This window comes from Streptomyces sp. NPDC091282 (assembly GCF_044757385.1).
GTDB classification, from domain to species: Bacteria; Actinomycetota; Actinomycetes; order Streptomycetales; family Streptomycetaceae; genus Streptomyces; species Streptomyces gramineus.
The window spans coordinates 810,995-834,657 of the sequence record NZ_JBIVUX010000005.1; the positions used below are offsets into that span (position 1 = coordinate 810,995).

Consider the following 23,663-nt stretch of genomic DNA (forward strand, 5'->3'; position numbering starts at 1 on the left):
CGCCCCGCTCAGGCCTTCAGCTTGTAACCGAAACCGCGGACCGTCTCGATCCGGTCCTGGCCGATCTTCGTACGCAGCCGCTGCACATGGACGTCGACGACCCGGGTGTCACCGCCCCAGCCGTAGTCCCAGACGCGTTCCAGCAGCTTGTCCCGCGAGAGCACGGTTCCCGGCGCCGAGGAGAACTCCAGGAGCAGCCGCATCTCGGTCGGGGTGAGCGCCACCGGCTGTCCGGCCCGGCGCACCTCCATGCCCTCGGTGTCGATCTCCAGCTCGCCGAAGATCAGCGGGCCGCCGGTCACCGGAGCCGCGTCCTCGTGCGGCCGGTCGCCGCCGTTCGCGTGCCCGAAGCGCCGCAGCACGGCACGGATCCGGGCGACCAGGACCGCGCCGTCGAACGGCTTGGTGACGTAGTCGTCGGCGCCCGCCTCCAGGCCCAGCACCACGTCGATGGAGTCGGCGCGCGCCGACAGCATGATCACCGGCACCGTGGACTCGTCGCGGATGCGCCGGCACAGACTCACCCCGTCCAGGCCCGGCACCATCACGTCCAGCAGGGCGATGTCGGGCCGGTCGGCGCGGAACGCCTCCAGGCCGGACAGCCCGTCGGGCATGGCGGTGACCGCGAAGCCGTCCCGCTCCAGGGCGAGCTGGGTGGCCTCGCGGATGACGTCGTCGTCCTCGACGAACAGGACGTGGGTCTGGTCTGCCATCCCTGGTCTCTCGTGTGGTCGGTGTGGGGGGTCAGCCGGCGGGCGAGGGGACCGGTGTGGCACCGCCGCTGCCGGTCGCGTTGCCGTAGTCGGTGTGGTGGAAGTCCTGCTGGACGAAGCGGCCCGCGGTCCAGCCGTAGGTGATCACGTTCTCACCGGACGGGCTCGACACCGGGTCGCCCTTCTCGTACACCTGTTTGGTGACGCTCAGGTCGCCGCGGTCGATCTCCGCGTAGACCGGGGACTCCTCGGCCTTGAAGACATTCTTGTACCCGCCGCTCTCCTCGCGGTACACGTACGCCCCCACCCCGACCGCGTCTCCGCAGGTCAGCACGTTCACGACGATGTCCTCGGCCGGCCCGCCGGTCAGGTCGCCGTAGGTGACGTCGACCGGGTACTGGTCGCCCGCGCACGGCTTGAGGTCCCGTTTCACGGTGGCCGAGACCGCCGGGTCGGCCTTCACGAGGGAGACCGCGTCGACCTTCGAGTAGGTCTGGGACGGGTTGGGCGAGGGGGCGGCCGCGGCCGGGGCCTTCTGTGCCGCGTCGGCGTGCGCCGGGCCCTCGTCGCGGGCGCCGGTGCCGCCGGTGCCGCAGGCGGCGGCGAAAAGGGCGAGGGCGGTGAGCACGGCCGCCGCCGTGCTCACCGCCTGTGCACTCGCCGGGCCCCGGCTGGGCCCTGTGCCGGTCAGGCCGCGCAACGCTCCCGCTCCTCACGCTCCAGCGCGCGTGCGTCGAGGTCGCGTGACTCCAGCTCCTCGCGGAGCCGGGCGAGCGCCCGGTGCAGCGTGCTCTTGACCGTTCCGGCCGACATGCCGAGGGCGGCGGCCGTCTCCTCCGTGGACATCTGCTCCCAGTGTCGCAGCACCACGACACTGCGCTGCTTCGGTGCCAGCACCTTCATGATGTCCATGAGGAGTGCGCGGTCCGCGTGCTGCTCGGTGGAGTCCTCCACGCGGGCGTCGGGAAGCTGCTCGGTGGGAACCTCCTCCAGCTTCCGGGCCCGCCACCACTCGGTCCGCGTGTTGATCATGACCCGGCGCAGGTAGGCGTCCGCGAGCCGCTTGTCCTCGATGGTCTCCCAGCGGCCGTACGTCCGTACGAGCGCGGTCTGGAGCAGGTCCTGGGCGTCGGTGGGGTCGGGGACGAGCCGGCGGGCACTGCGCAGCAGCGCGTCCTGCCGAGTGCGGACGTACTCCTCGAATTCGAGCACCTCGCCCTGCGCCATGATCAACCGCCTCCCGTTCCCCGTTTTCCCCGGCCCTGTGCCTGAGTTCCTGCTGTCCCGCGGTCGTGGCGGGCACAGAAACGAAGCTACGGACCTGTTGTCACGGGGCTGTGCGGAGCAGCCTTCGGCTAGCACTCGGCTGTCCGTCGGTTGTGTAACGGAAGTAGGTTCGGGGTAAGCGGGTGCGGGGTTATGTACGGCTATGGGGGCATTTGCCGGGCGGGTGGGGCCGTAACACGGCCCCCTCCGCTGTGATGTGGCTGTACGTCAGCCCAGCGGAAGCCGGTACAGGCCGCCCGCGAGCGGCTCCACCAGCCCGTCCGAGACCAGCCCGTCCAGCGCGCGGGCCCGCTGCACCGGCTCGTGCCACACCCGGTCGAGCACCGTCTGTGTCACGGGGGCGTGCGCCTCGCGCAGCACCGCCAGCAGCTTGCCGCGCACCTGCCGGTCGGTACCCGCGTACGTCTGGCCGCGCCGGGGCGGTCCCTCGTGCGCCGGCTTGCCGGCCAGCCGCCAGGCGCACTCCCCGGCGATCGGGCACCGCGGGCACGTCTCGTTCTTCGCCGTGCACACCAGCGCGCCCAGTTCCATGGAGGCGGCGGCCCAGCGGGCGGCGGTCGGCTCGTCCTCGGGCAGCAGCTCGCGGGCGAGCCTGCGCTCGGCGGCGGTGGTGGCGTTCGGCGGGTACTGCACACCGGTCACGGCCCGCGCGAAGACCCGGCGCACGTTGGTGTCGAGGACGGCGTGCCGCTGCCCGTACGCGAAGGACGCGACGGCCGCGGCGGTGTACTCGCCGATGCCCGGCAGCGCGAGCAGCTGCGCGTGATCGGTCGGTACGTCGCCGCCGTGCCGTTCCGTTATGGCGACGGCGGCGCCGTGCAGCCGCAGGGCGCGGCGCGGGTAGCCGAGCCGGCCCCAGGCGCGCACCGCCTCGCCGGGCGCCTCGGCGGCGAGGTCGGCGGGGCGCGGCCAGCGGGCCAGCCACTGCTCGTAGACGGGCAGCACCCGGCTGACCGGGGTCTGCTGCAGCATGAACTCGCTGACCATCACCCCCCACGGGCCCGCCTCCGGGCGGCGCCAGGGGAGGTCACGGGCATGGGCGTCGAACCAGGCGATCACGGGGGCGTGGAGCTTCTCAGTCATGTCCCTTCCGATCCTGCCACGTCCGGCCACGGCTGGGTTGGACGTGCTTCCCGGCGAGGCCTGACGGCTCTGCGGAGCCGCCCCGCGCGGCCCGGCACGCGAAGAAGCGGCGTGCCGAGGGGAGTTGCCGGAATGATGATCCGGAAAAGTTGAGGTTTGAGCGGCGGGTGGGGCGAGGAAGCGCATCGATCTCTCGTACAGTTTGCGCCGTGGGATCTCTGCGCAATCCGGTCGGGCCGCTTCCCTCCTCCATCTACTGGCGACGGAGGGTCGTCATGGTGTCCGTGGTCGCCGTACTGGCGCTGCTGATCACCTGGATCGTGACGTCCGGTGGTGGCGGCGGCAAGAAGGGCGCCGACGGGGCGGACGGCAAGAATCCCGCGTCCACGATCACTCCCGGGCCGTCCGGCAGCGGGCCGGCGATCAGCCAGGCGCCGGGCGGGCGGGACGAGTCGAGCGGGGGCGGCGGCGGGTCGTCCGGCACGGGCGCCGGTTCGAGTGCCGGATCCGGTTCCGGTTCCACTTCCGGTTCCGGCGGCGGGAGTTCGGACGGGTCGGGTGGCGGTGGCTCGTCCGGTTCCGGCGGGTCCTCGGGGGCCTCGTCGGGCTCGGGGGACGTCACCTCGGGATCCGGCGGTACGGTCGCCTCGCTGCCGGGGAGTTCCACGCTGCCCAACTGCACCGCGTCCGCCGTGTCGTTGACGCTGAAGAGCCTGCACAACTCCTACTCGCCCGAGCAGACGCCGACCTTCGAACTCACCGCGAAGAACAGGTCGTCCAGTGACTGCAAGATCGATCTCGGGCCGAAGAAGGCGGTGTTGACGATCACGCCGGCGAGTGCGGACGACAGTTTCTGGTCGTCGGCGGACTGTCCGAGGGCGACGTCGAGCCGGTGGTACCGGGTCCCTGCGGGCAGCGGCATCGTCTACACCCTGAAGTGGGACCGGAAGCCGAGCGCTCCCCGGTGCGCGACGCCTGCGGCGGGCTCGGCGGGTTCGGGCACGTACCTGCTGGAAGCCGCCGCCCCTGGCTACCCGAAGTCCCAGGCCTCCTTCGTCCTGACCGCAGACTGAGCCCACCGCCGGGCTCAAGCCCGTAAGGGGCGCGGGGAACTGCGCGATCGGCCCCCGCCGGGCCGCAGCCGAGGTCGGGGTGTCGCTCACCGGCGCCGGCAGGGTGCCGCCGCGCCCACCCGTGCCGCCCCAGCGGCACGACTGCCCGCGGCTGGGCCGGAACGGCGCGACCGGCGCCCGCGGGGGCGCAGTCGGGGTCAGCTGTATCGAGCCGGTTCTCGCCCGCCGAGGCCGCCAGGATCGCGCCCGTCAGGGGCGCGGGGAACTGCGCGATCGGCCCCCGCCGGGCCGCAGCCGGGGTCGGGGTGTCGCTCACCGGCGCTGGCAGGGTGCCGCCGCGCCCACCCGTGCCGCCCCAGCGGCACGACTGCCCGCGGCTGGGGCGGAACGGCGCGACCGGAGCCCGCCGGGGGGCGCAGTCGGGGTCAGCTGTATCGAGCCGGTTCTCGCCCGCCGACGCCAGGATCGCGCCCGTAAGGGGCGCGGGGAACTGCGCGCTCAGCCCCCGCCGGGCCGCAGACGAGGTGGGTTCGGTTGCGGTGGTGGCGGGACAGCACCTTAGGGGGCGTGGGGAACTGTGCGAACGGCCCCCGCGGGGCTGCACGCGAGGGGGTTTCATCGGCCCCCGACGGGACGCACCCCGGGGAGATGCTCCCCCACAGACACCCGCGTGAGCTACACGTACCGTTCGAGGATCGAGGACTCCGCCAGCCTCGACAGACCCTCCCGCACGCTCCGCGCCCTCGCCTCGCCGACCCCGTCCACGGCCTGCAGGTCGTCCACGCTCGCGGCGAGCAGCTTCTGCAGGCCCCCGAAGTGCTCGACCAGCCGGTCGATGATCGCCCCCGGCAGCCGCGGCACCTTCGCCAGCAGCCGGAAGCCACGCGGCGACACCGCGGAGTCCAGCGCCTCCGGCGACCCCGTGTATCCCAGCGCCCGCGCCACCGTCGGCAGCTCCAGCAGCTCCGCGTGGCTCAGCGCGTCCAGCTCGTAGAGCGCCTCGTCGACCGTGCGGGAGCGCTTGGCGGTGGGCTCGGGGACGTAGTCCCTGACCACCAGCTCGCGCTCGGGCTCGACACCGGCGATCAGCTCGTCCAGCTGGAGCGCGAGCAGCCGTCCGTCGGTGCCCAGCTCGACGACGTACTCGGCGATCTCGGTGGCGATACGGCGGACCATTTCGAGCCGCTGCGCGACGGCCGAGACGTCGCGGACCGTCACCAGGTCCTCGATCTCCAGCGCCGACAGCGTTCCCGCGACCTCGTCCAGGCGGAGCTTGTACCGCTCCAGGGTCGCGAGCGCCTGGTTCGCGCGCGACAGGATCGCCGCCGAGTCCTCCAGGACCCGGCGCTGCCCGCCGACGTAGAGCGCGATCAGCCGCATCGACTGCGAGACCGAGACCACCGGGAACCCGACCTGCTTGGAGACGCGGTCGGCGGTGCGGTGCCGGGTGCCGGTCTCCTCCGTGGGGATCGTCGCGTCCGGCACGAACTGCACGCCCGCCCGGAGGATCTTCGACAGGTCGGAGGAGATCACGATGCCGCCGTCGAGCTTGCACAGCTCGCGCAGCCGGGTCGCGGTGAACTCGACGTCCAGGACGAAGCCGCCCGTGCACATCGTCTCGACCGTCTTGTCGAAGCCGAGGACGATGAGCCCGCCGGTGTTGCCGCGGAGGACCCGCTCCAGGCCGTCACGCAGGCCCGTGCCCGGAGCCACAGCGCTCAGCGAGGCGCGCATCAGGCCATCGGAACCGGCACTCCCACCGGATTTTCCGGGAGCCGCTGCCCGGTCGTTGGCTGCCACTGCACTCCTCCGGTCGCAGGTTCTGAGGCGCTCCCGCAGCCGCACGCGGTTCGTACGGATGGGCGAGACCAGGGCAAAGTCTACCGGCGCTGCTCCGCCTCCTGTGGGGCCTCTCGGCGACGGGAACGCGGCAGCACCCGCAGCGCGTCCCCCATGTCCGCGACTTCCAGGACCTTCATGCCCGCCGGGATCTTGCCGGGATCGCCCGGTACGAGCGCGTGCGTGAAGCCGAGGCGGTGCGCCTCCGCCAGCCTGCGCTGGACGCCGGTGACCCGTCTGACCTCGCCGGCGAGACCGACCTCGCCGATGGCGACCAGGTTCTTGGGGAGCGGGGTGTCGCTCGCCGCGGAGGCCAGCGCGAGGGCGATCGCCAGGTCGGCCGCGGGCTCGGAGAGCTTCACGCCGCCGACGGTCGCGGAGTAGATGTCCCGCTTGCCGAGCGCGGTGATCCGCCCGCGCTGCTCCAGCACCGCCAGCATCATCGACACCCGGGAGGTCTCCAGGCCGGAGGTGGTGCGGCGCGGGGAGGGGATCTGGGAGTCCACGGTCAGCGCCTGCACCTCGGCGACCAGCGGGCGGCGGCCCTCCAGGGTGACCGTCAGGCAGGTCCCCGGGACCGGTTCGGCCCGGCGGGTCAGGAAGAGTCCGCTCGGGTCCGCCAGACCCGTGATGCCCTCGTCGTGCAGCTCGAAGCAGCCGACCTCGTCCGTGGTGCCGTAGCGGTTCTTGACCCCGCGGACGAGCCGCAGGCGCGCGTGCCGGTCGCCCTCGAAGTGCAGGACGACGTCCACGAGGTGTTCGAGGAGGCGGGGACCGGCGATCGCGCCGTCCTTGGTGACGTGGCCCACCAGGAGCGTCGACATGCCCCGGTCCTTGGAGGCGCGGATGAGCGCCCCGGCCACCTCCCGCACCTGGGCCATGCCGCCGGGCGCGCCGTCGATCTCGGGGGACGCGACCGTCTGGACGGAGTCCAGGATCAGCAGTGACGGCTTGACCGCGTCCAAGTGGCCGAGGACGGCGGACAGGTCGGTCTCGGCGGCGAGATAGAGGTGGTCGTCGATGGCGCCGATGCGGTCGGCGCGCAGCCGGACCTGGCTCGCCGACTCCTCGCCGGTGACGTAGAGGGTGCGGTGCTCCTCGCTCGCCGACTTGGCGGCCACGTCGAGCAGCAGGGTGGACTTGCCGACACCGGGCTCGCCCGCCAGCAGGACGACCGCGCCGGGGACCAGGCCGCCGCCCAGCACCCGGTCCAGCTCCGGCACGCCGGTCGTGCGCGCGGTGGCCTGGCGGCCGTCGACCTCGCCGATGGGCACCGCGGAGGTGGTGACCCGGCCGGGCGCCGTCGTGCGGACCGCGGGCGCGCCGTACTCCTCGACCGTCCCCCACGCCTGGCACTCGGGGCAGCGGCCGAGCCACTTGGCCGTCTGCCAGCCGCACTCGGTGCAGCGGAACGACGGACGGTCTTTCGCGGTCTTGGTGCGGGCAGCCATGCGGAAACCGTAGCTCCCGCCACCGACAGCGGGCCCACGGCGGCGCCCGCGACCGCCCCGGGCTGACGGGTCCCGGCCATGTCCCGTCAGGAACGAGCCACCGGGCAGCCGGTTGGTGTCCCCTTATGAGGGATCGTTTCACCCGTACGGATTAAAAGTGCTCAAGGTGCCAGAAGGGACGTTACGCCGCCGCCTACGGTCGCACGGGTGATGAGCAGCAGCCCGGAGACCTCGACCCGCATGACCGGCGCGCACCGGGCAGACCGGGGAGCGCGTGCAGCGCGCGACCGTACGGCGGCGCGTGCGCTGGCGCAGCGGCCGTCGGCGCGCTACGAGCCGTACCTGGACGGGCTGTTCACGTACTGCCTCTCGGTGCTCTGCGACCACGACACGGCCACCGCCGCCCTCGGGGACGTCCTCGCCGTCGCCGAGCGGCGCGGCCAGCGCGTCCCCGAGGCCGACGGAGACCGCAGGGCCTGGCTGTACGCGCTGGCCCGCTGGGCCTGCCTGCGCGGGCTGGCCGAGGCCAAGCAGAAACGTCAGGCCACCCACGCGGCGGGCCGGACCACCGCCCCGGAACCGGCGGCCGCCGCCCGGAGCGAGGAGGAGCGGCGCGGCGAACTCGCCCTGCTCGCCTGGCCCGAGGCCGCCGGCACCACCCCGGAGCAGCGCGAGGCGCTCGAACTCGCGGTACGCCACCACCTCACCGCCCAGGAGGTCGCCGCCGTCCTCGGCATGGACCTGGCCGGCGCCCGTGAACTGCTCGCCTCCGCCGCCTGCGAGGTGGAACGCACCCGCGCGGCGCTCGCCGTCGTGGAGACCGGCGGCTGCCCCAGCGTGTCCCACCTCACCGGGGACAGCCAGCTGGTGCTGAGCAGCGCCCTGCGCCGTGAGCTGGTCCGGCACGTCGACGACTGCCCGCGCTGCCGCCGTACCGCGGAACGCGCCGCGCCCGGACGCTGGCCCGGCGCGATCACCACCCCCGCCGAGCTGCCGGTCCTGGAGGCGCCGCGCGCGGAGCTGCACGTGGCGATGGCGCACCCCACGCGCGCGCGTGGCGCCGGTGTGCCGCGCTTCGACCGGCGCGGTTTCCCGATGGACCCGAAGGACCGCGCGGCCCGCCGCGACCGGCTGCGCGCGCGTGCCGTCACGACCACCGTCGTCGCCACGGTGGTGGCGGCTCCCGTGCTGGCCCTGTGGGCCGCGTACCGGGGCTCGCCCGCGGGGGAGGGGCACGACGGGCCGTCCGCGACCGCCCGCGAGGCCTCCGGTCCCGACGCGCTGGCCGGCGACGGCTCGGGCGGCTACCAGAACGCGGGCAACGCCGGCACCAGACCGGGGCCGCGCATCGGCAAGGACGGCAAGGCCGACGTCTCGGTGGAGGTGGTCGGCGTCGCGGGCGGCGACCGGATCAAGGGCGGCGCGGCTCACCTCGCGGTGACGGCCGCGAACGACGGCGACACGACGCTGATCACGCTCGCGGCGGCCGGTGACGCGCCCCTGCGGTGGTCGGTGTCCACCACCGCGGGATGGCTGTACTTCTCGCGCTCCTCGGGAACGCTCAGGCCGGGCGAGTCCCTCACCGTCAAGGTGTTCGTCGACCACCTGCGGGAGCCGGCCGGGCACTGGACCGCGCGGGTCGCCGTGGCGCCGGCCGGGGCGGTGGTGTCGATCGACGGCTTCGGGACGGCTCCGCCGGTGAAGCGGGGGCCGACGCCGCCGGGGCGGCCGACGCCCACGCCGACCGTGTCGGCGTCCGCCGAGCCGACGGCCCCGCCGACCGAGCCGACGCCCACGCCGACCCCGACCGCGTCGGACACGCCCGGCCCGACGGGTTCGGCGTCGCCGACGGAGACCGAGAGCGCGGGGCCGTCGGCCACTCCGTGACAGCCGACGCGGTGCGTTCACGGGCGTGCGCCCGGCGACGCCCGCGCCCCGCGGCCGCGTGCCGACGGGCGGCCGTACCGGACGCCGCCGCGCGGAGCCGCCCTGCGCACCCGCCCCGCAGGGTGTGTCAGGTCGCCGGGTCCGCCGGGTGCGGGGCCACCAGGGGCAGCTGGGAGGCCAGCCGCTGCTCGCACAGCTCGGCCAGGCGGTCGTAGCCGGCCTTGCCCATGAGCTCGGTCAGTTCCGGGCGGTAGGAGACGTAGACCGGGTCGCCGGCGCCGTGTGCCGAGGTCGCCGACGTGCACCACCAGTGCAGGTCGTGACCGCCCGGACCCCAGCCCCTGCGGTCGTACTCGCCGATCGAGACCTGGAGGACGCGCGTGTCGTCGGGGCGGTCGATCCAGTCGTAGGTACGGCGGATCGGGAGCTGCCAGCAGACGTCCGGCTTGGTCTCCAGCGGCTCGCGGCCCTCCCGCAGGGCCAGGATGTGCAGGGAACAGCCCGCGCCGCCCGCGAAACCGGGGCGGTTCTGGAAGATGCACGAGCCGTTGTACGGGCGGGTCTGGCGGGAGCCCTCGTCGTCCTCGGAGACCCAGCCGTCGCGCGTGCCCTCGGCGTGGTGCTGCCAGATGTCCGGCGTGAGCCTCGACACGTGCTCGGCGACCCGCTTCTCGTCGTCCTCGTCCGAGAAGTGCGCGCCCAGCGTGCAGCAGCCGTCGTCCGCACGGCCCGCCTGGATGCCCTGGCAGCCGCTGCCGAAGATGCAGTTCCAGCGCGAGGTCAGCCAGGTCAGATCACAGCGGAACACCTGCTCGGCGTCGGCCGGATCCGGGAACTCCACCCACGCGCGCGCGAAGTCGAGGCCCTTCTCGTCCCCCGCCGGAGCCTGCTGCGACGTCTTCGGCTTCTTCGACGGCTTCGCCCGCGAAGAACCGTCGGCGGATTGGGCGCCCTTGTGGTCCTTCGTCTTTTTCGTCTTTGGCACCTGTACAGGGTAAAACGCGCGAGGTGGCTTCGGGGACGCCTCCGGCGGTGGGTTCCCGGCCACCTGGCAGTAGCGTTCCGTACATGAGACTCGGTGTCCTCGACGTGGGATCCAACACGGTGCACCTGCTGGTGGTGGACGCGCACCCCGGCGCCCGCCCGCTGCCCGCGCACTCGCACAAGGCGGAATTGCGCCTTGCCCAACTCCTCGACGGCAACGACGCGATCGGTCCCGACGGAGTCGAAAAACTGATCGGTGTCGTCCATGGGGCCCTCCAGGCCGCGGAGGACAAGGGCGTCGAGGAACTGCTGCCGTTCGCCACCTCCGCCGTGCGCGAGGCCAGCAACGCCGACGACGTCCTCGCGCGCGTGAAGGCCGAGACCGGCGTCGAACTCCAGGTCCTCAGCGGCGCCGAGGAGGCCCGCCTGACCTTCCTCGCGGTACGCCGCTGGTTCGGCTGGTCCGCCGGGAAACTCCTGGTCCTGGACATCGGCGGCGGCTCCCTGGAGATCGCCTACGGCATCGACGAGGAGCCGGACGCGGCCGTCTCGCTGCCGCTCGGCGCCGGCCGGCTCACCGCCGGCTGGCTCCCCGGCGACCCGCCGGCCCCGGAGGACATACGGGCACTGCGCCGCCACGTGCGGGCCGAGATCGCGCGCACGGTCGGCGAGTTCAGCCGCTTCGGCGCGCCCGACCACGTCGTCGCCACCTCCAAGACCTTCAAGCAGCTGGCCCGGATCGCCGGCGCGGCCCGCTCCGCCGACGGCCTCTACGTCCAGCGGGAACTCAAGCGCAGCTCGCTGGAGACCTGGGTGCCGCGGCTCGCCGCCATGAACACCGCCCAGCGCGGCGCGCTCCCGGGGGTCTCCGAGGGCCGATCGGGCCAGCTGGTGGCGGGCGCGCTGGTGGCGGAGGCCGCGATGGACCTGTTCGGGGTGGACTCGGTCGAGGTGTGCCCGTGGGCGCTGCGCGAGGGCATCATCCTGCGGCGCCTCGACCACATGGGCCCGGTCTAGACGCACCCGCGGCGGGCGCCCGCCGGACCCGCCGCCCGTCGGCGGGCACACCCGCAGGGCGCCTCCCGCCGGACCCGCCGCCGGGCGGCGGGCACACCCGCAGGCCGGCGCGTCCGGACCCGTGACGGCGGCCGGGCGCCCGGCCGCGCTTCCGACGCGACGATCGTCACACTGGCGAAGACGCCCCCCGCCCCCGCCCGTTCCCACCCCGTAACCTGTCCCTCGTGGCAGAACCAAGGGACGTCGTCCGTATCCCGGATGCGAAGGTCGCGCTCTCCACGGCCTCCGTCTATCCGGAGTCGACGGCGACGGCCTTCGAGATCGCCGCGCGCCTCGGCTACGACGGCGTCGAGGTCATGGTGTGGACCGACCCGGTCAGCCAGGACATCGAGGCCCTGCGCAGGCTGAGCGACTACCACCGCATCCCGATCCTCGCCGTCCACGCCCCCTGCCTGCTGATCACCCAGCGGGTCTGGTCCACCGACCCCTGGGTCAAGCTCCAGCGGGCCCGGTCGGCCGCCGAGAGGCTCGGCGCGGACACCGTCGTCGTCCACCCGCCGTTCCGCTGGCAGCGCCAGTACGCCCGCGACTTCGTGGAGGGCGTCTGGCGCATGGCCAACGAGACGGACGTCAGGTTCGCGGTGGAGAACATGTACCCGTGGCGCTACCGCGACCGCGAGATGCTCGCGTACGCCCCCGACTGGGACGTCACCAAGGACGACTACCGGCACTTCACGATCGACCTCAGCCACGCCGCGACCTCCCGCACCGACGCGCTCGCCATGTTCGACCGGATGGGCGGCCGGCTCGGCCACGTCCACCTCGCCGACGGCCGCGGCTCCGCCAAGGACGAGCACCTGGTGCCCGGCCGCGGCACCCAGCCCTGCGCCGAGGTCCTGGAGCGCCTCGCGCTCACCGGCTTCGACGGGCACGTCGTCATCGAGGTCAACACCCGGCGCGCGATGTCCGCCGCCGAGCGCGAGGCCGACCTCGCGGAGGCCCTGGCCTTCACCCGCCTGCACCTGGCCTCGGCGGTGAAGGTGCCCCGCAGGTGACCCGCACCGCTCCGGCCGGCGACGGGACCGCACCCCGCCGCCGCGGCCGCCCGCCGCGCGCCGAGTCGGCCGACACCCGGGACCGCATCCTCGCCGCCGCCCGCGAGGAGTTCTCCGAACTCGGCTACGACAAGACGTCCGTCCGCGGCATCGCCAAGGCCGCCGGCGTCGACTCGGCCCTCGTCCACCACTACTTCGGCACCAAGGAGCAGGTCTTCGAGGCCGCGATCTCGGTCGCCTTCGCGCCCGCGCTGAACGCGCCCCTCGCGGTGGCCGACGGCCCGGTGGACGGCGTCGGCGAACGCCTGACCCGCTTCATCTTCGGTGTCTGGGAGAACCCCACCACCCGTACGCCGCTGCTGGCGATCCTCCGCTCGGCCGTGAACAACGAGACCGCGGCCGCCGTCTTCCGCCGGCTGATCGCCGCCCAGCTGCTGCGCCGGCTCGCCGAGCAGCTGGACCTCCCGGACGCGCAGCTGCGCGCCGAGCTGGCCGCCGCGCAGCTGGTGGGGTGCGCGATGCTGCGGTACGTGATCAAGCTGGAGCCGCTGGCGTCGGCGGACCTGGAGCAGATCGTGGCGCGGGTGGCACCGGTCGTACAGGGGCATCTGACCGGCCCGTGAGGGCGGACCCGCGAGACATCCGTCCCGCATTCCGGACACCTCGTCCCGAAGCCTGAGCAACGGGCGTACGCTCGATGACAGCCCTATCTGTCTGAAGGAGCGAGCGACGATGCCCGAGCTGAGGTCCCGCACAGTCACCCACGGCCGCAACATGGCGGGCGCCCGCGCCCTTATGCGCGCCTCCGGTGTACCGGGCGCGGACATCGGCCGCAAGCCGATCATCGCGGTCGCCAACAGCTTCACCGAGTTCGTTCCGGGCCACACCCACCTCCAGCCGGTCGGCCGGATCGTCAGCGAGGCGATCACGGAGGCGGGCGGCATCCCGCGCGAGTTCAACACGATCGCCGTGGACGACGGCATCGCCATGGGCCACGGCGGCATGCTGTACTCCCTGCCGTCCCGCGACCTGATCGCCGACTCCGTCGAGTACATGGTCGAGGCGCACTGCGCCGACGCCCTGGTCTGCATCTCCAACTGCGACAAGATCACGCCGGGCATGCTGATGGCCGCGCTGCGCCTCGACATCCCCACCGTCTTCGTCTCCGGCGGCCCGATGGAGGCCGGCCGGGCCACCCTCGTCGACGGCACCGTCCGCACCCTGGACCTGGTCGACGCGATCTCCGACGCGGTGAACGACAAGATCTCGGACGAGGACATCCTCCGTATCGAGGAGAACGCCTGTCCGACCTGCGGCTCCTGCTCCGGCATGTTCACCGCCAACTCGATGAACTGCCTGACCGAGGCCATCGGTCTCTCGCTCCCCGGCAACGGCTCGGTCCTGGCGACCCACACGGCCCGCAAGCGGCTGTACGTCGACGCGGCCCGCACGGTCATGGACATCACCCGCCGCTACTACGAGCAGGACGACGACACGGTCCTGCCCCGCAACGTCGCGACCTTCGCCGCGTTCGAGAACGCCATGGCCCTGGACATTGCGATGGGCGGCTCCACCAACACGATCCTGCACCTGTTGGCCGCCGCCCAGGAAGCGGGCGTCTCCTTCGGCCTGGAGGAGATCAACGAGGTCTCGCGCCGGGTCCCCTGCCTGGCCAAGGTCGCCCCGAACGTCGCGAAGTCCCGCACCTACTACATGGAGGACGTGCACCGGGCCGGCGGCATCCCCGCCCTCCTCGGCGAACTGCACCGCGGCGGCCTCCTGAACGAGGACGTGCACTCCGTCCACAGCCCCTCCCTCGCGGACTGGCTCAAGACGTGGGACGTGCGCGGCGGCTCCCCGTCCCCCGAGGCGGTCGAACTGTGGCACGCGGCCCCGGGCTGCGTCCGCTCCTCCGAGGCGTTCTCCCAGTCCGAGCGCTGGGAGGCCCTGGACGAGGACGCGGCGGAGGGCTGCATCCGCAGCGTCGAGCACGCCTACTCCAAGGACGGCGGCCTCGCCGTCCTCAAGGGCAACCTCGCCGTCGACGGCTGTGTGGTGAAGACGGCCGGCGTCGACGAGTCCATCTGGACCTTCGAGGGCCCGGCGGTCGTCTGCGAGTCGCAGGAAGAGGCCGTCGAGAAGATCCTCAACAAGCAGGTCACGCACGGCGACGTCGTCGTCATCCGCTACGAGGGCCCCAAGGGCGGCCCCGGCATGCAGGAGATGCTCTACCCGACGTCCTTCCTCAAGGGCCGCGGCCTCGGCAAGACCTGCGCGCTGATCACCGACGGCCGCTTCTCCGGCGGCACCTCGGGCCTGTCGATCGGCCACGCCTCGCCGGAGGCGGCCTCGGGCGGCACCATCGCCCTCGTCGAGGACGGCGACCGCATCCGCATCGACATCCCCAACCGCACGATCGAACTCCTCGTCGACGACGCCGAACTGGCCCGTCGCGAGCAGGCCCTGAACGGCGTGTACGCGCCGAAGAACCGCGACCGCAAGGTCTCGGCGGCCCTGCGCGCCTACGCGGCGATGGCCACCAGCGCCGACAAGGGCGCGGTGCGTGACGTGAGCAAGCTCGGCTGAGACCCGGCGTACGACAGGGGCCGCCTCCCACGGGGGAGACGGCCCCTGCCGTCTGTCCGCGGCACACGGCACCGACGGCTGTGCTCGTCCCGGTGACGCGGACGCCTGCGTCACCAGCCGGCGGGATCCGCCCCGTCCACGGCGAAGACGCTGCCGTCCGGGGCGGTGGCGTACACCTGGGCGCCGACGACCAGCGGAGCCGACAGCGCGGCGACGACCTGGTCGGAGTTGCCGGCCAGCCGCGCCGGGGTCTGGCCGACGAGGGTGCCCTTGCGGGCGTCGACGGCGAGCAGGCGACCGTCAGCCGCCGTGAAGTAGACGTGCCGGCCGTCGGCCACGGGCGCCGACCCCCGGCTCACCGACGTCTGCAGCCCCCAGAGCCGTCTGCCGCCGTCCATGTCCACGGCCTCCAACGAGCCGCCGGCGGCCAGCAGGTAGACGACGTCACCGCGGACGGAGGCGCCCGGCGCGTCCCGGCGGACGGGCAGCGCCACCCGGCGGGTGGTCCCGGGGTCCGGCGTGTAGCGCACCACCGCGTCCGTCTGCCCGGAGGCGAGATCCGTGGACAGCAGGAACAGCGACCCGCCCGAGCCGCCGACCGGTTCGAGGTCACCCGCGAGCCGGGCCTCCCAGCGCTGCTTCCCGGCCTCCGGGTCCAGCGCGGTGACCAGGGTGTGCGTGCCGTCGTCGCTGGTACTGGTCGCGTAGGCCAGCCGGTCTCCGGCGAACGAACTCAGGGACGGGGTCACGGTGCCCGGTACCGGCAGGCTCCATCTGGTGCGGCCGGTCCCGGCGTCGATGCCGGTGATCACACGGTCGGCCCCGACGACCAGCAACATGCTCCGGGTGACCGTCATCGCCTGGTGCGCGGGCAGTTCCCGCTGCCAGCGCGGCGAACCCGTCGCCGGATCCAGCGCCGTCACCCGCCGACCACCGTCCGCCGGCACCAGCAGGAGCCCGCCCGACAGCGACGGCGCGCCGCTCGTACGTTCGTCCGCGACCCGGTGCCGCCACAGCACCCGGCCACTCGTCGGATCGAGGGCGAAGGCCAGCCCCGACCGCAAGCACAGCAACCTCCCCGCCCCGCTGACGCATTGGGGCATCCCCGAGCCGTTCCCGGCGACCGACTCCCGCTGCCAGGCCTCGAACGCCGTGGCGGAGCGCCGGACCGTTTCGCCCGTGGGCGCCGGACCGTCGTCCCCCGACCACGGCACCGAGGCGAGCACACCGCCGAGGACCAGGAGCCCGGCCCCGGCGGCGACCGCCATCCGCCGCACCGACACCTTCCGCGCCGGCCGGGGCCCCCGGCCGGAACGGGCGGCCGGCGGCTCGTCCGGCTCCCGTGGCTTCTCCTCTTCCCTCTCCGAGGGGTCGTCCTCGTCCTCCGTGACCCGCTGCGCCGGTATGAACGCCTGCGTGTCGTACGACGCCGACAGCGACCGCAGCTCCCGCATCATCTCGTCGGGCGTCGGCCGGTCCTCCGGCTCCTTGGCGAGACAGCGCAGCACCAGCGGAGCCAGCTCCTCCGGCATGCCGGTGAGGTCGGGTTCGTCGTGCACGACCTGGTAGGCGACGACGTAGGGGCTGTCGGAGTCGAACGGCCCCCGCCCGGTCGCCGCGTGCACCAGCACCGACCCGAGCGCGAAGATGTCCGCGGCGGGCCCCACCTCCCGCGGCCGCCGGAACTGCTCCGGCGCCATGAACGGCGGCGTACCGATCAACTTCCCGGTCTCGGTCCGCAGTTCGCTGTCCTTCGGCCGGGAGATGCCGAAGTCGATGACTTTCGGACCGTCCTTGGCGAGCAGGACGTTGCTCGGTTTGAGGTCCCGGTGCACCACCCCGACGCGGTGGATGTCGCGCAGCGCCTCCGCGAGCCCCGCCATCAGCCTGCGCAACTGGGCAGGGGACATGGGGCCGTTCCGCTTGACCTGCTCGGAGAGGGTCGGTCCGGGGATGAAGAGGGTGGCCATCCAAGGCCGTGCGGCCTCCGGATCGGCGTCCACGACGGGAGCCGTGAAGGCGCCGCTGACCTTGCGCGCGGCGGCCACCTCCTGCCGGAAACGGCCCCTGAACTCACGGTCCTTGGCGAACTCGGCGTGCACGACCTTCACGGCGAGCTTCAGCCCCGAGGTGCTGCGGGCCAGGTGCACCACGCCCATGCCGCCCGAGCCCAGGCAGGACTCCAGACGGTAGTGCCCGGCGTACTCGGGAAGTTCCGCTTCCGCGTCCGCTCCGGTGTTGCGCTGTGGCGTCATCAGACCACCCCCGTGCTTTCTCCGCGGAGCGCGACGCACGGAGCCTAGTCGATGACGCGTGCGATACAGAGGCGGCTTGCTAGCCTCCGCGTGCGAGTCGCGCACACGAGTTTCATGGCTCGATTCGAGGGAATCAACGGGATCCCATGGCACTCATGGGGTTCATTGGGGGGAGTTTCACATGTCAGTCGATCATGTCCAGGAAGCCGGCAGCAGCGGTGAGGCCGAGGCCGTCGCGACGCTCGCGGCGGCGTCCGTGAAGACGTATCCGGTCGCCCCCGGCGTCCGCCTGAACGTCCGCAGCGGCCCCGGCACCGGTTACGGCATCACACGGACCCTGCCCGAGGGCACCCGCGTCCCGATCTTCTGCCAGACACCCGGCACGACGGTCTCCGGCTACTACGGCACCTCGAACATCTGGGACAACATCGACAACGGCGAGTACGTCTCGGACTCCTACGTCCACACGGGCAGCGACGGCTACGTCGCCGACCGCTGCTCCTGATCCGGCCGGCACGACCCGCCCCGGAGCCCGCGGCCGTCCGGCGCCATAATCGTCCCGTGAGCGACGAACCTGGCACCCCGGACACCTCCGCGGGCTCCACCGGCGGGGCCCCGAACGGCCCCCGGCCCGAGCCCCTCCGCTTCTTCGGCACGTCCTGGGTCGACCACGACCACGGCTACGTCCTGCGCCGCGTGGGCGTGGCCGCGGGTTCGCTCGCCGCCGCCGTCGTCTCCTGCCTGATCCTGCGCCTCGCCTACGAAGGCCTCCAGCTCGCCGACACCGGAACCTTCGTGACCGTGCTGGTCGTCGCGATGTTCGCCATCTGCAGCGCACTGGCCTTCCGCACCACCTGGGACGGCTTCGGCAAGCGCCCCGACCCGGACCGCCAGGCCTCCCTGCGCGGCCTCCTCGCCATCGGCTTCGTCGGCTCCCTCCTCGCCTACTTCTTCCGCGCCCTGATCGAGGCCCCCGGCGAGCGGCTCCACCGCACCGAGTACGAGACCGCCGTCCAGGAGCACGAACGTCGCACGACGCGCCGCACGGGCAACCCGTCGAAGAAGAAGCGCAAGCGCTGAGACCGTCCGGTACGGCACCCGAGGCACCCGGGCGCCCGGCGATATCCGCTGTCGCCCTCCCTCCCGCCCCCGCGACCATGGCCGTATGACCACAAGCCAGTCGCGCACCCCGGAACCCGTCCCCTCGCACGCGACCCGCGCGCACTCCTTCAACGCCGCAGCGGCCCAGTACGCCGCCAACCGCCCCTCCTACCCGCCCGCACTCCTCGACGCCGTGGAGGAAGCGGCCGGCCACACCCTCACCGGGGCCCGGGTGGTCGACGTCGGCGCCGGCACCGGCATCGCGACCGCCGTCCTGCGCGCGCGCGGCGCCGACGTGGTCGCGGTGGAACCGGGCGAGGGCATGGCGGCGCAGTTCCACCTGACCCTCCCCGACGTCCCGCTCGTCCGCGGCAACGGCAACGCCCTGCCGCTCGCCGACGGCATCGCCGACTTCGTCACCTACGCCCAGGCCTGGCACTGGACCGACCCGGCCCGGTCGGTGCCGGAGGCGCTGCGCGTGCTGCGTCCCGGCGGCGCGATCGCGCTGTGGTGGAACACCGACGCCCTGGACGTGGAGTGGATCGCCGGGCAGAACGAGCGGATGAGCCGCTTCTTCGGTGTGGACGCGGCCGCCGAGAAGCGCAAGACCGCCGAACGCACCGACCTCGCCGACCCCAGCGGCCGCCTCCGCTTCGAGCGCCGCGAGGTCCGCTGGAGCCGCCGTATCCCCGTCGACACCCACCTCGCCAACCTCGGCAGCCACTCGGCGTTCCTCCTCACCCCCGAGGACCGCCGCACCGCCTTCTTCACCGACGAGCGCGCCCACCTCCTCAAGGCCTTCCCTGAGGGGATCGTCGAGGAGACCTACGACGTCCTCCTCCTCGTCGCCCTCAACACCTGACCGTCGCCAACGGCCAACGGCCAACGGCCAACGGCCAACGGCCAACGGCCAACGGCCAACGGCCACTGACCACCGGCCCGGCCACCGTCCCGACCCCCGGCCACCGTCCCGCGGCAACGACCCGGCCGCGGGACGGTGGCCGTCGTGCGTGCGCTCCCCGCCCCCAGGGACGCCCCAGGAGGCGCCCCCTCCGCAACTCCTCGCCCCCTCGCCGCAACCGGCCCCGCCCGGCAGGAGCCCGCCTTCAACCCACTCACTCTCCCCTTGACGCCCCCTGCCCTCCCGAGCATTATTCATCGCATGGTGAATTACTCGCCGGAGCCGCCCGAGGCCCCCGGCAACTCAGCCCTGCCCCCCGCCGTCCAGGCCGCCGGCCTCACCGCCGTCCGCGGCCCCCGCACCGTCCTGCGCGGCCTCGACTTCACCGTCCCCCGCGGCCAGATCACCGGCCTGCTCGGACCCTCCGGCTGCGGCAAGTCGACCCTGATGCGCTCCATCGTCGGCAGCCAGGCCAAGGTCACCGGCACCCTGAACGTCCTCGGCCGCCCCGCCGGCCACCCCACCCTCCGCACCCGCATCGGCTACGTCACCCAGGCCCCCTCCGTCTACGACGACCTGACCGTCCGCCAGAACCTCGACTACTTCGGCTCGGTCCTGGACCCCACCCGCCCCACCCCCGACCGCCGTGCCGACGTCGAACGCGTCCTCGGCGAAGTCGACCTCACCAGCCACGCCGACTCCCTCGCCGGCAACCTCTCCGGCGGCCAGCGCAGCCGGGTCTCGCTCGCCGTCGCCCTGCTCGGCACCCCCGAACTCCTCGTCCTCGACGAACCCACCGTCGGACTCGACCCCGTCCTGCGCCGCGACCTCTGGCAGCTCTTCCACTCCCTCACCGACACCCACGGCGCCACGCTCCTCGTCTCCTCCCACGTCATGGACGAGGCCGAGCGCTGCCACCGCCTCCTCCTCATGCGCGAGGGCGAGATCCTCGCTGGGGGCACCTCCCGGCCGGAGGCTGGGGGAGACACGCCCGAGGCGCTCCGCACCCGCACCGGCTCCGCCACCGTCGAGGAAGCCTTCCTGCACCTCGTCGACGAAGCCGCCGCCACCTCCCGCACGAAGGAGACCGCGCGATGACCGCTCAGCCGGCCACCACGACCGCCCCCGTCGGCGCCCTCAACCTGGCCCGCACCACCGCCACCGCGGCCCGCGTCCTGCGCCAGCTCCGCCACGACCCCCGCACGATCGCGCTGCTCCTCCTCATCCCCTGCCTGATGCTGGTCCTGCTCCGCTACGTCTTCGACGGCAGCCCGCACACCTTCGACAACATCGGCGCCTCGCTCCTCGGGATCTTCCCGCTCATCACGATGTTCCTGGTGACCTCCATCGCCACCCTTCGCGAGCGCACCTCCGGCACCCTGGAACGCCTCCTCGCCATGCCGCTCGGCAAGGCCGACCTCATCGCCGGCTACGCCCTCGCCTTCGGCATCCTCGCGATCATCCAGTCGGCCCTCGCCACCGGCCTCGCCGTCTGGTTCCTGGGCCTGGACGTCACCGGCTCACCCTGGCTCCTGCTCCTGGTCGCCCTGCTCGACGCCCTGCTCGGCACAGCCCTCGGCCTCTTCGTCTCGGCCTTCGCGGCCTCGGAATTCCAGGCGGTCCAGTTCATGCCGGCGGTGATCTTCCCCCAGCTCCTCCTCTGCGGACTCTTCACACCCCGCTCCCAGATGCACCCCGCCCTCGAAGCCCTCTCCGACGTCCTCCCCATGTCCTATGCCGTGGACGGCATGAACGAAGTCCTCCACCACACCGACATGACCGCCACCTTCGTCAGGGACGTCCTGATCGTCGCCGGCTGCGCCCTGCTGGTGCTGACCCTGGGAGCCGCCACCCTCCGGCGACGGACGGCGTGACCGCCGTCATGCCCACCGTCCGTCCGCCCAGCGGACAACCCCCTCCCGCCCGCCACCCCCGGTGACAGACTGAACCGCATGAGTCAGAAAGTCGCAGTCCTCGGTACCGGCAAGATCGGCGAAGCCCTGCTCAGCGGAATGATCCGGGCCGGCTGGGCACCCGCCGACCTCCTGGTCACCGCCCGCCGCCCCGAACGGGCCGAAGAACTCCGCGCCCGCCACGGAGTCAGCCCGGTCACCAACGCCGAGGCCGCGAAGACCGCCGACACCCTGATCCTGACGGTCAAGCCGCAGGACATGGGCACGCTCCTCGACGAACTCGCCCCGCACATCCCCGCCGACCGCCTGGTCATCAGCGGCGCGGCCGGCATCCCCACCTCCTTCTTCGAGGAGCGGCTCGCCGCCGGCACCCCGGTCGTCCGTGTCATGACGAACACGCCCGCCCTCGTCGACGAGGCGATGTCCGTCATCTCCGCAGGCAGCCACGCCACCGCCGCCCACCTCGCCACCGCCGAGGAGATCTTCGGTGCGGTCGGCAAGACCCTCCAGGTCCCCGAGTCCCAGCAGGACGCCTGCACCGCCCTGTCGGGCTCGGGCCCGGCCTACTTCTTCTACCTGGTCGAGGCCATGACGGACGCCGGCATCCTGCTCGGCCTGCCCCGCGACAAGGCCCATGAACTCATCGTCCAGTCCGCGATCGGCGCGGCCGTGATGCTCCGTGACAGCGGCGAGCACCCCGTCAAGCTCCGCGAGAACGTCACCTCGCCCGCCGGGACCACCATCAACGCCATCCGCGAACTGGAGAACCACGGCGTCCGCGCCGCCCTCATCGCCGCCCTCGAAGCCGCCCGCGACCGCAGCCGCGAACTCGCCTCCGGAAAGAAGGACTGAGCCCGGACCGACCGCGGTCGGAAGAAGGCGACGAGGAGAGCCGCCAGGCCCTGAAGGACTTGAGGGCCTGAGGGATCGAGGGACTGCCGGTGCCTAGCGCGCCGCGTTCACCGCGGGCTGGGCCACGGCACCCTCCGCGAAGGCGCCCGGCGGCAACAACCCGATGGCCCGATAGGCGGTATCGACGATCGGCCGGGCGATCGCCCGAGCCTTCTCCGCCCCATGCCGCAACACCTCCTCCACATATCCGGGATCGACGCACAACTCCTTGTGCCTGGCCTGCACGGGACCGAGCACGTCCAGCACCGCATCAGCGGTGGCCCGCTTCAGAGCCCCGTACGAATCGTGAACGGTCGCCAGTGACTCAGGGTTCCCGCCCGTGCACGCAGCGAGAATCTCCAGCAGATTCGCGACCCCGGGCCGCTCCACGCGGTCATAGACGACGTCCTGCCCGCTGTCCGTCACCGCCCGCATGATCTTCTTCCGGATCACCTCCGGTTCGTCCAGGAGGTAGACGACGCCCGGCCCGGAGTCGTCGCTCTTGCCCATCTTCGACAGCGGATCCTGGAGGTTCATCACCCGCGCGGCGACCTTCGGCACGGTCGCCTTCGGCACCACGAACGTGTGCCCGTACCGCTGGTTGAACCGCACCGCGAGGTCCCGCGTCAGTTCCACGTGCTGCGCCTGGTCGTCACCGACCGGCACCTCGTCCGCCCCGTACGCCAGGATGTCCGCCGCCATCAGCGCCGGGTACGTGAGGAGGGACAGCCGGACACTCCGCCCGCGCACCGCCTCGCTCGCGACCTTCTCCTTGTACTGGATCATGCGCCGCATCTCCCCGTCGGTGGCCACGCACTCCATGAGGTACGACAGCCGGGTGTGCTCGTCGACGTGACTCTGCACGAACACCGTGCACAGCTCCGGATCCAGTCCCGCGGCCAGCAGCAGGGTCGCCGCCTGCCGGGTGAGCCTGCGCAGCCGCGCCGGGTCGTGGTCCACGGTCATCCCGTGCAGGTCGACGATGCAGAACAGGGCGTCGGCCTGGTGCTGGTCCACGGCGGCCCACTGCCGCATGGCCCCCAGGTAGTTCCCCAGGGTCAGGTGTCCGGTCGGCTTGATACCGCTGAAGACCCGTGTCATTCCTTCTCCACCTCCAGGTCGGAGCCGCCGTCCCGAGCGGCCGGCCCTCAGAGGTTCTGGAGGGAGATACACGAACGGCCGCCGAGGCGGCGGCCGTTGAATGCGTACGTGAACGCGGCCGCCGTCAGGCGGCCCACCACTGCTGCCGGGTGCACGTACGCGTAGTCATGACGCCCACGATACGCCCGGCGGGCCCGGCAGGTCGCGGGTTGACACACCCCAACCGGTTACGTAATGTTCTCCGAGTTGTCCGACGTGAGCGCCGACTCCGGTCGGTCCCCGGACAGCCATTCCGCACGTACCTACCAGCAGTCGACGATTCGTCGTCGCCTTGTTTTGGCATGCGTACGTGCGAAATGAAGGAATCCACGTTCGAAAGGACGCGGCCCCCCGATTAGCGTCGGAGGCCGGGAATCCGCTAAAGTCTCACTCGTCGGAACGGCCCAACAGCCGGGAAGACAACACCCGCTGACTGGGAATCAGACGCCGAAAGGATCTGATAGAGTCGGAACCGCCGGAAAGGGAA

At 72.7% G+C, this 23,663-nt stretch carries 21 protein-coding genes; 12 read left to right on the forward strand and 9 right to left on the reverse strand.

The features are described from left to right. Positions 1–8 precede the first annotated feature (8 nt). The 4 genes from cseB to ACIQOE_RS27075 form a co-directional block, all read right to left on the reverse strand. Positions 9–713, reverse strand: a complete 705-nt coding sequence (gene cseB / locus ACIQOE_RS27060; RefSeq protein ID WP_351317773.1) for a two-component system response regulator CseB — start codon at positions 711–713, stop codon at positions 9–11. A gap of 31 nt (positions 714–744) precedes the next feature. Further along, on the reverse strand, positions 745–1,413 hold the full coding sequence (locus tag ACIQOE_RS27065; RefSeq protein WP_351317775.1) for a hypothetical protein: 669 nt from the start codon (positions 1,411–1,413) through the stop codon (positions 745–747). Next, positions 1,401–1,940, reverse strand: coding sequence for a SigE family RNA polymerase sigma factor (locus ACIQOE_RS27070; RefSeq protein WP_351317777.1), 540 nt, complete (start codon positions 1,938–1,940; stop codon positions 1,401–1,403). The genes ACIQOE_RS27065 and ACIQOE_RS27070 overlap by 13 nt, the downstream gene beginning before the upstream one ends. Before the next feature lie 267 nt (positions 1,941–2,207). Beyond that, on the reverse strand, positions 2,208–3,083 hold the full coding sequence (locus tag ACIQOE_RS27075) for an A/G-specific adenine glycosylase (protein ID WP_351317779.1): 876 nt from the start codon (positions 3,081–3,083) through the stop codon (positions 2,208–2,210). 209 nt (positions 3,084–3,292) lie between these two features. Between ACIQOE_RS27075 and ACIQOE_RS27080 the strand changes: the two genes are divergently transcribed. Continuing rightward, positions 3,293–4,156, forward strand: a complete 864-nt coding sequence (locus tag ACIQOE_RS27080; RefSeq protein ID WP_401414185.1) for a hypothetical protein — start codon at positions 3,293–3,295, stop codon at positions 4,154–4,156. A 675-nt stretch (positions 4,157–4,831) separates the two neighbouring features. On the opposite strand, the gene disA is transcribed toward ACIQOE_RS27080, so the two are convergent. Continuing rightward, positions 4,832–5,956: a DNA integrity scanning diadenylate cyclase DisA gene (gene disA, locus ACIQOE_RS27085; protein ID WP_351317783.1), complete on the reverse strand. Its 1,125-nt coding sequence runs from the start codon at positions 5,954–5,956 to the stop codon at positions 4,832–4,834. An 80-nt stretch (positions 5,957–6,036) separates the two neighbouring features. Next, positions 6,037–7,446 (reverse strand): DNA repair protein RadA, encoded by a 1,410-nt coding sequence (gene radA, locus ACIQOE_RS27090; protein ID WP_351317785.1) that lies wholly within the window; start codon positions 7,444–7,446, stop codon positions 6,037–6,039. A gap of 207 nt (positions 7,447–7,653) precedes the next feature. Between radA and ACIQOE_RS27095 the strand changes: the two genes are divergently transcribed. Beyond that, positions 7,654–9,333, forward strand: coding sequence for a BACON domain-containing protein (locus ACIQOE_RS27095; protein ID WP_351317787.1), 1,680 nt, complete (start codon positions 7,654–7,656; stop codon positions 9,331–9,333). A 127-nt stretch (positions 9,334–9,460) separates the two neighbouring features. Here ACIQOE_RS27095 and ACIQOE_RS27100 read toward each other — a convergent pair whose 3' ends face one another. Next, positions 9,461–10,318, reverse strand: coding sequence for a hypothetical protein (locus ACIQOE_RS27100; RefSeq protein ID WP_362642968.1), 858 nt, complete (start codon positions 10,316–10,318; stop codon positions 9,461–9,463). An 83-nt stretch (positions 10,319–10,401) separates the two neighbouring features. Here ACIQOE_RS27100 and ACIQOE_RS27105 point away from each other — a divergent pair, with 83 nt between their 5' ends. From ACIQOE_RS27105 to ilvD, 4 genes are all read left to right on the forward strand, one after another. Further along, a complete protein-coding gene (locus tag ACIQOE_RS27105) occupies positions 10,402–11,334 on the forward strand; it encodes a Ppx/GppA family phosphatase (RefSeq protein WP_401414188.1) in 933 nt (310 codons plus the stop codon). Between the two features lie 224 nt (positions 11,335–11,558). Further along, positions 11,559–12,389: a sugar phosphate isomerase/epimerase gene (locus ACIQOE_RS27110; protein ID WP_351317791.1), complete on the forward strand. Its 831-nt coding sequence runs from the start codon at positions 11,559–11,561 to the stop codon at positions 12,387–12,389. Next, positions 12,386–13,012, forward strand: coding sequence for a TetR family transcriptional regulator (locus ACIQOE_RS27115; protein WP_351317793.1), 627 nt, complete (start codon positions 12,386–12,388; stop codon positions 13,010–13,012). The genes ACIQOE_RS27110 and ACIQOE_RS27115 overlap by 4 nt, the downstream gene beginning before the upstream one ends. A 109-nt stretch (positions 13,013–13,121) precedes the next feature. After that, positions 13,122–14,975: a dihydroxy-acid dehydratase gene (gene ilvD, locus ACIQOE_RS27120; RefSeq protein WP_351317795.1), complete on the forward strand. Its 1,854-nt coding sequence runs from the start codon at positions 13,122–13,124 to the stop codon at positions 14,973–14,975. Between the two features lie 110 nt (positions 14,976–15,085). On the opposite strand, the gene ACIQOE_RS27125 is transcribed toward ilvD, so the two are convergent. Continuing rightward, a complete protein-coding gene (locus ACIQOE_RS27125; RefSeq protein ID WP_401414191.1) occupies positions 15,086–17,230 on the reverse strand; it encodes a serine/threonine-protein kinase in 2,145 nt (714 codons plus the stop codon). A 181-nt stretch (positions 17,231–17,411) separates the two neighbouring features. Between ACIQOE_RS27125 and ACIQOE_RS27130 the strand changes: the two genes are divergently transcribed. The 6 genes from ACIQOE_RS27130 (at position 17,412) to proC (ending at position 21,997) form a co-directional block, all read left to right on the forward strand. Beyond that, positions 17,412–17,735 carry an SH3 domain-containing protein gene (locus ACIQOE_RS27130; protein ID WP_351940703.1) on the forward strand — a complete coding sequence of 108 codons (324 nt, stop codon included), beginning with the start codon at positions 17,412–17,414 and terminating at the stop codon, positions 17,733–17,735. A gap of 56 nt (positions 17,736–17,791) precedes the next feature. Next, positions 17,792–18,310, forward strand: a complete 519-nt coding sequence (locus ACIQOE_RS27135) for an EamA/RhaT family transporter (protein ID WP_401414193.1) — start codon at positions 17,792–17,794, stop codon at positions 18,308–18,310. An 85-nt stretch (positions 18,311–18,395) separates the two neighbouring features. Beyond that, a complete protein-coding gene (locus ACIQOE_RS27140; protein ID WP_365565540.1) occupies positions 18,396–19,193 on the forward strand; it encodes a class I SAM-dependent methyltransferase in 798 nt (265 codons plus the stop codon). 300 nt (positions 19,194–19,493) lie between these two features. Further along, complete coding sequence (locus ACIQOE_RS27145) at positions 19,494–20,330, forward strand: ABC transporter ATP-binding protein (protein ID WP_365565538.1); 837 nt, start codon at positions 19,494–19,496, stop codon at positions 20,328–20,330. Next, positions 20,327–21,106: an ABC transporter permease gene (locus ACIQOE_RS27150; protein WP_401414196.1), complete on the forward strand. Its 780-nt coding sequence runs from the start codon at positions 20,327–20,329 to the stop codon at positions 21,104–21,106. The genes ACIQOE_RS27145 and ACIQOE_RS27150 overlap by 4 nt, the downstream gene beginning before the upstream one ends. A gap of 78 nt (positions 21,107–21,184) precedes the next feature. Then, positions 21,185–21,997 carry a pyrroline-5-carboxylate reductase gene (proC, locus tag ACIQOE_RS27155; protein WP_351940695.1) on the forward strand — a complete coding sequence of 271 codons (813 nt, stop codon included), beginning with the start codon at positions 21,185–21,187 and terminating at the stop codon, positions 21,995–21,997. A gap of 93 nt (positions 21,998–22,090) precedes the next feature. Here proC and trpS read toward each other — a convergent pair whose 3' ends face one another. Continuing rightward, the gene (gene trpS / locus ACIQOE_RS27160; protein ID WP_401414198.1) at positions 22,091–23,137 is read right to left on the reverse strand and encodes a tryptophan--tRNA ligase; all 1,047 of its coding nucleotides are present in this window, start codon (positions 23,135–23,137) and stop codon (positions 22,091–22,093) included. Positions 23,138–23,663 lie beyond the last annotated feature (526 nt).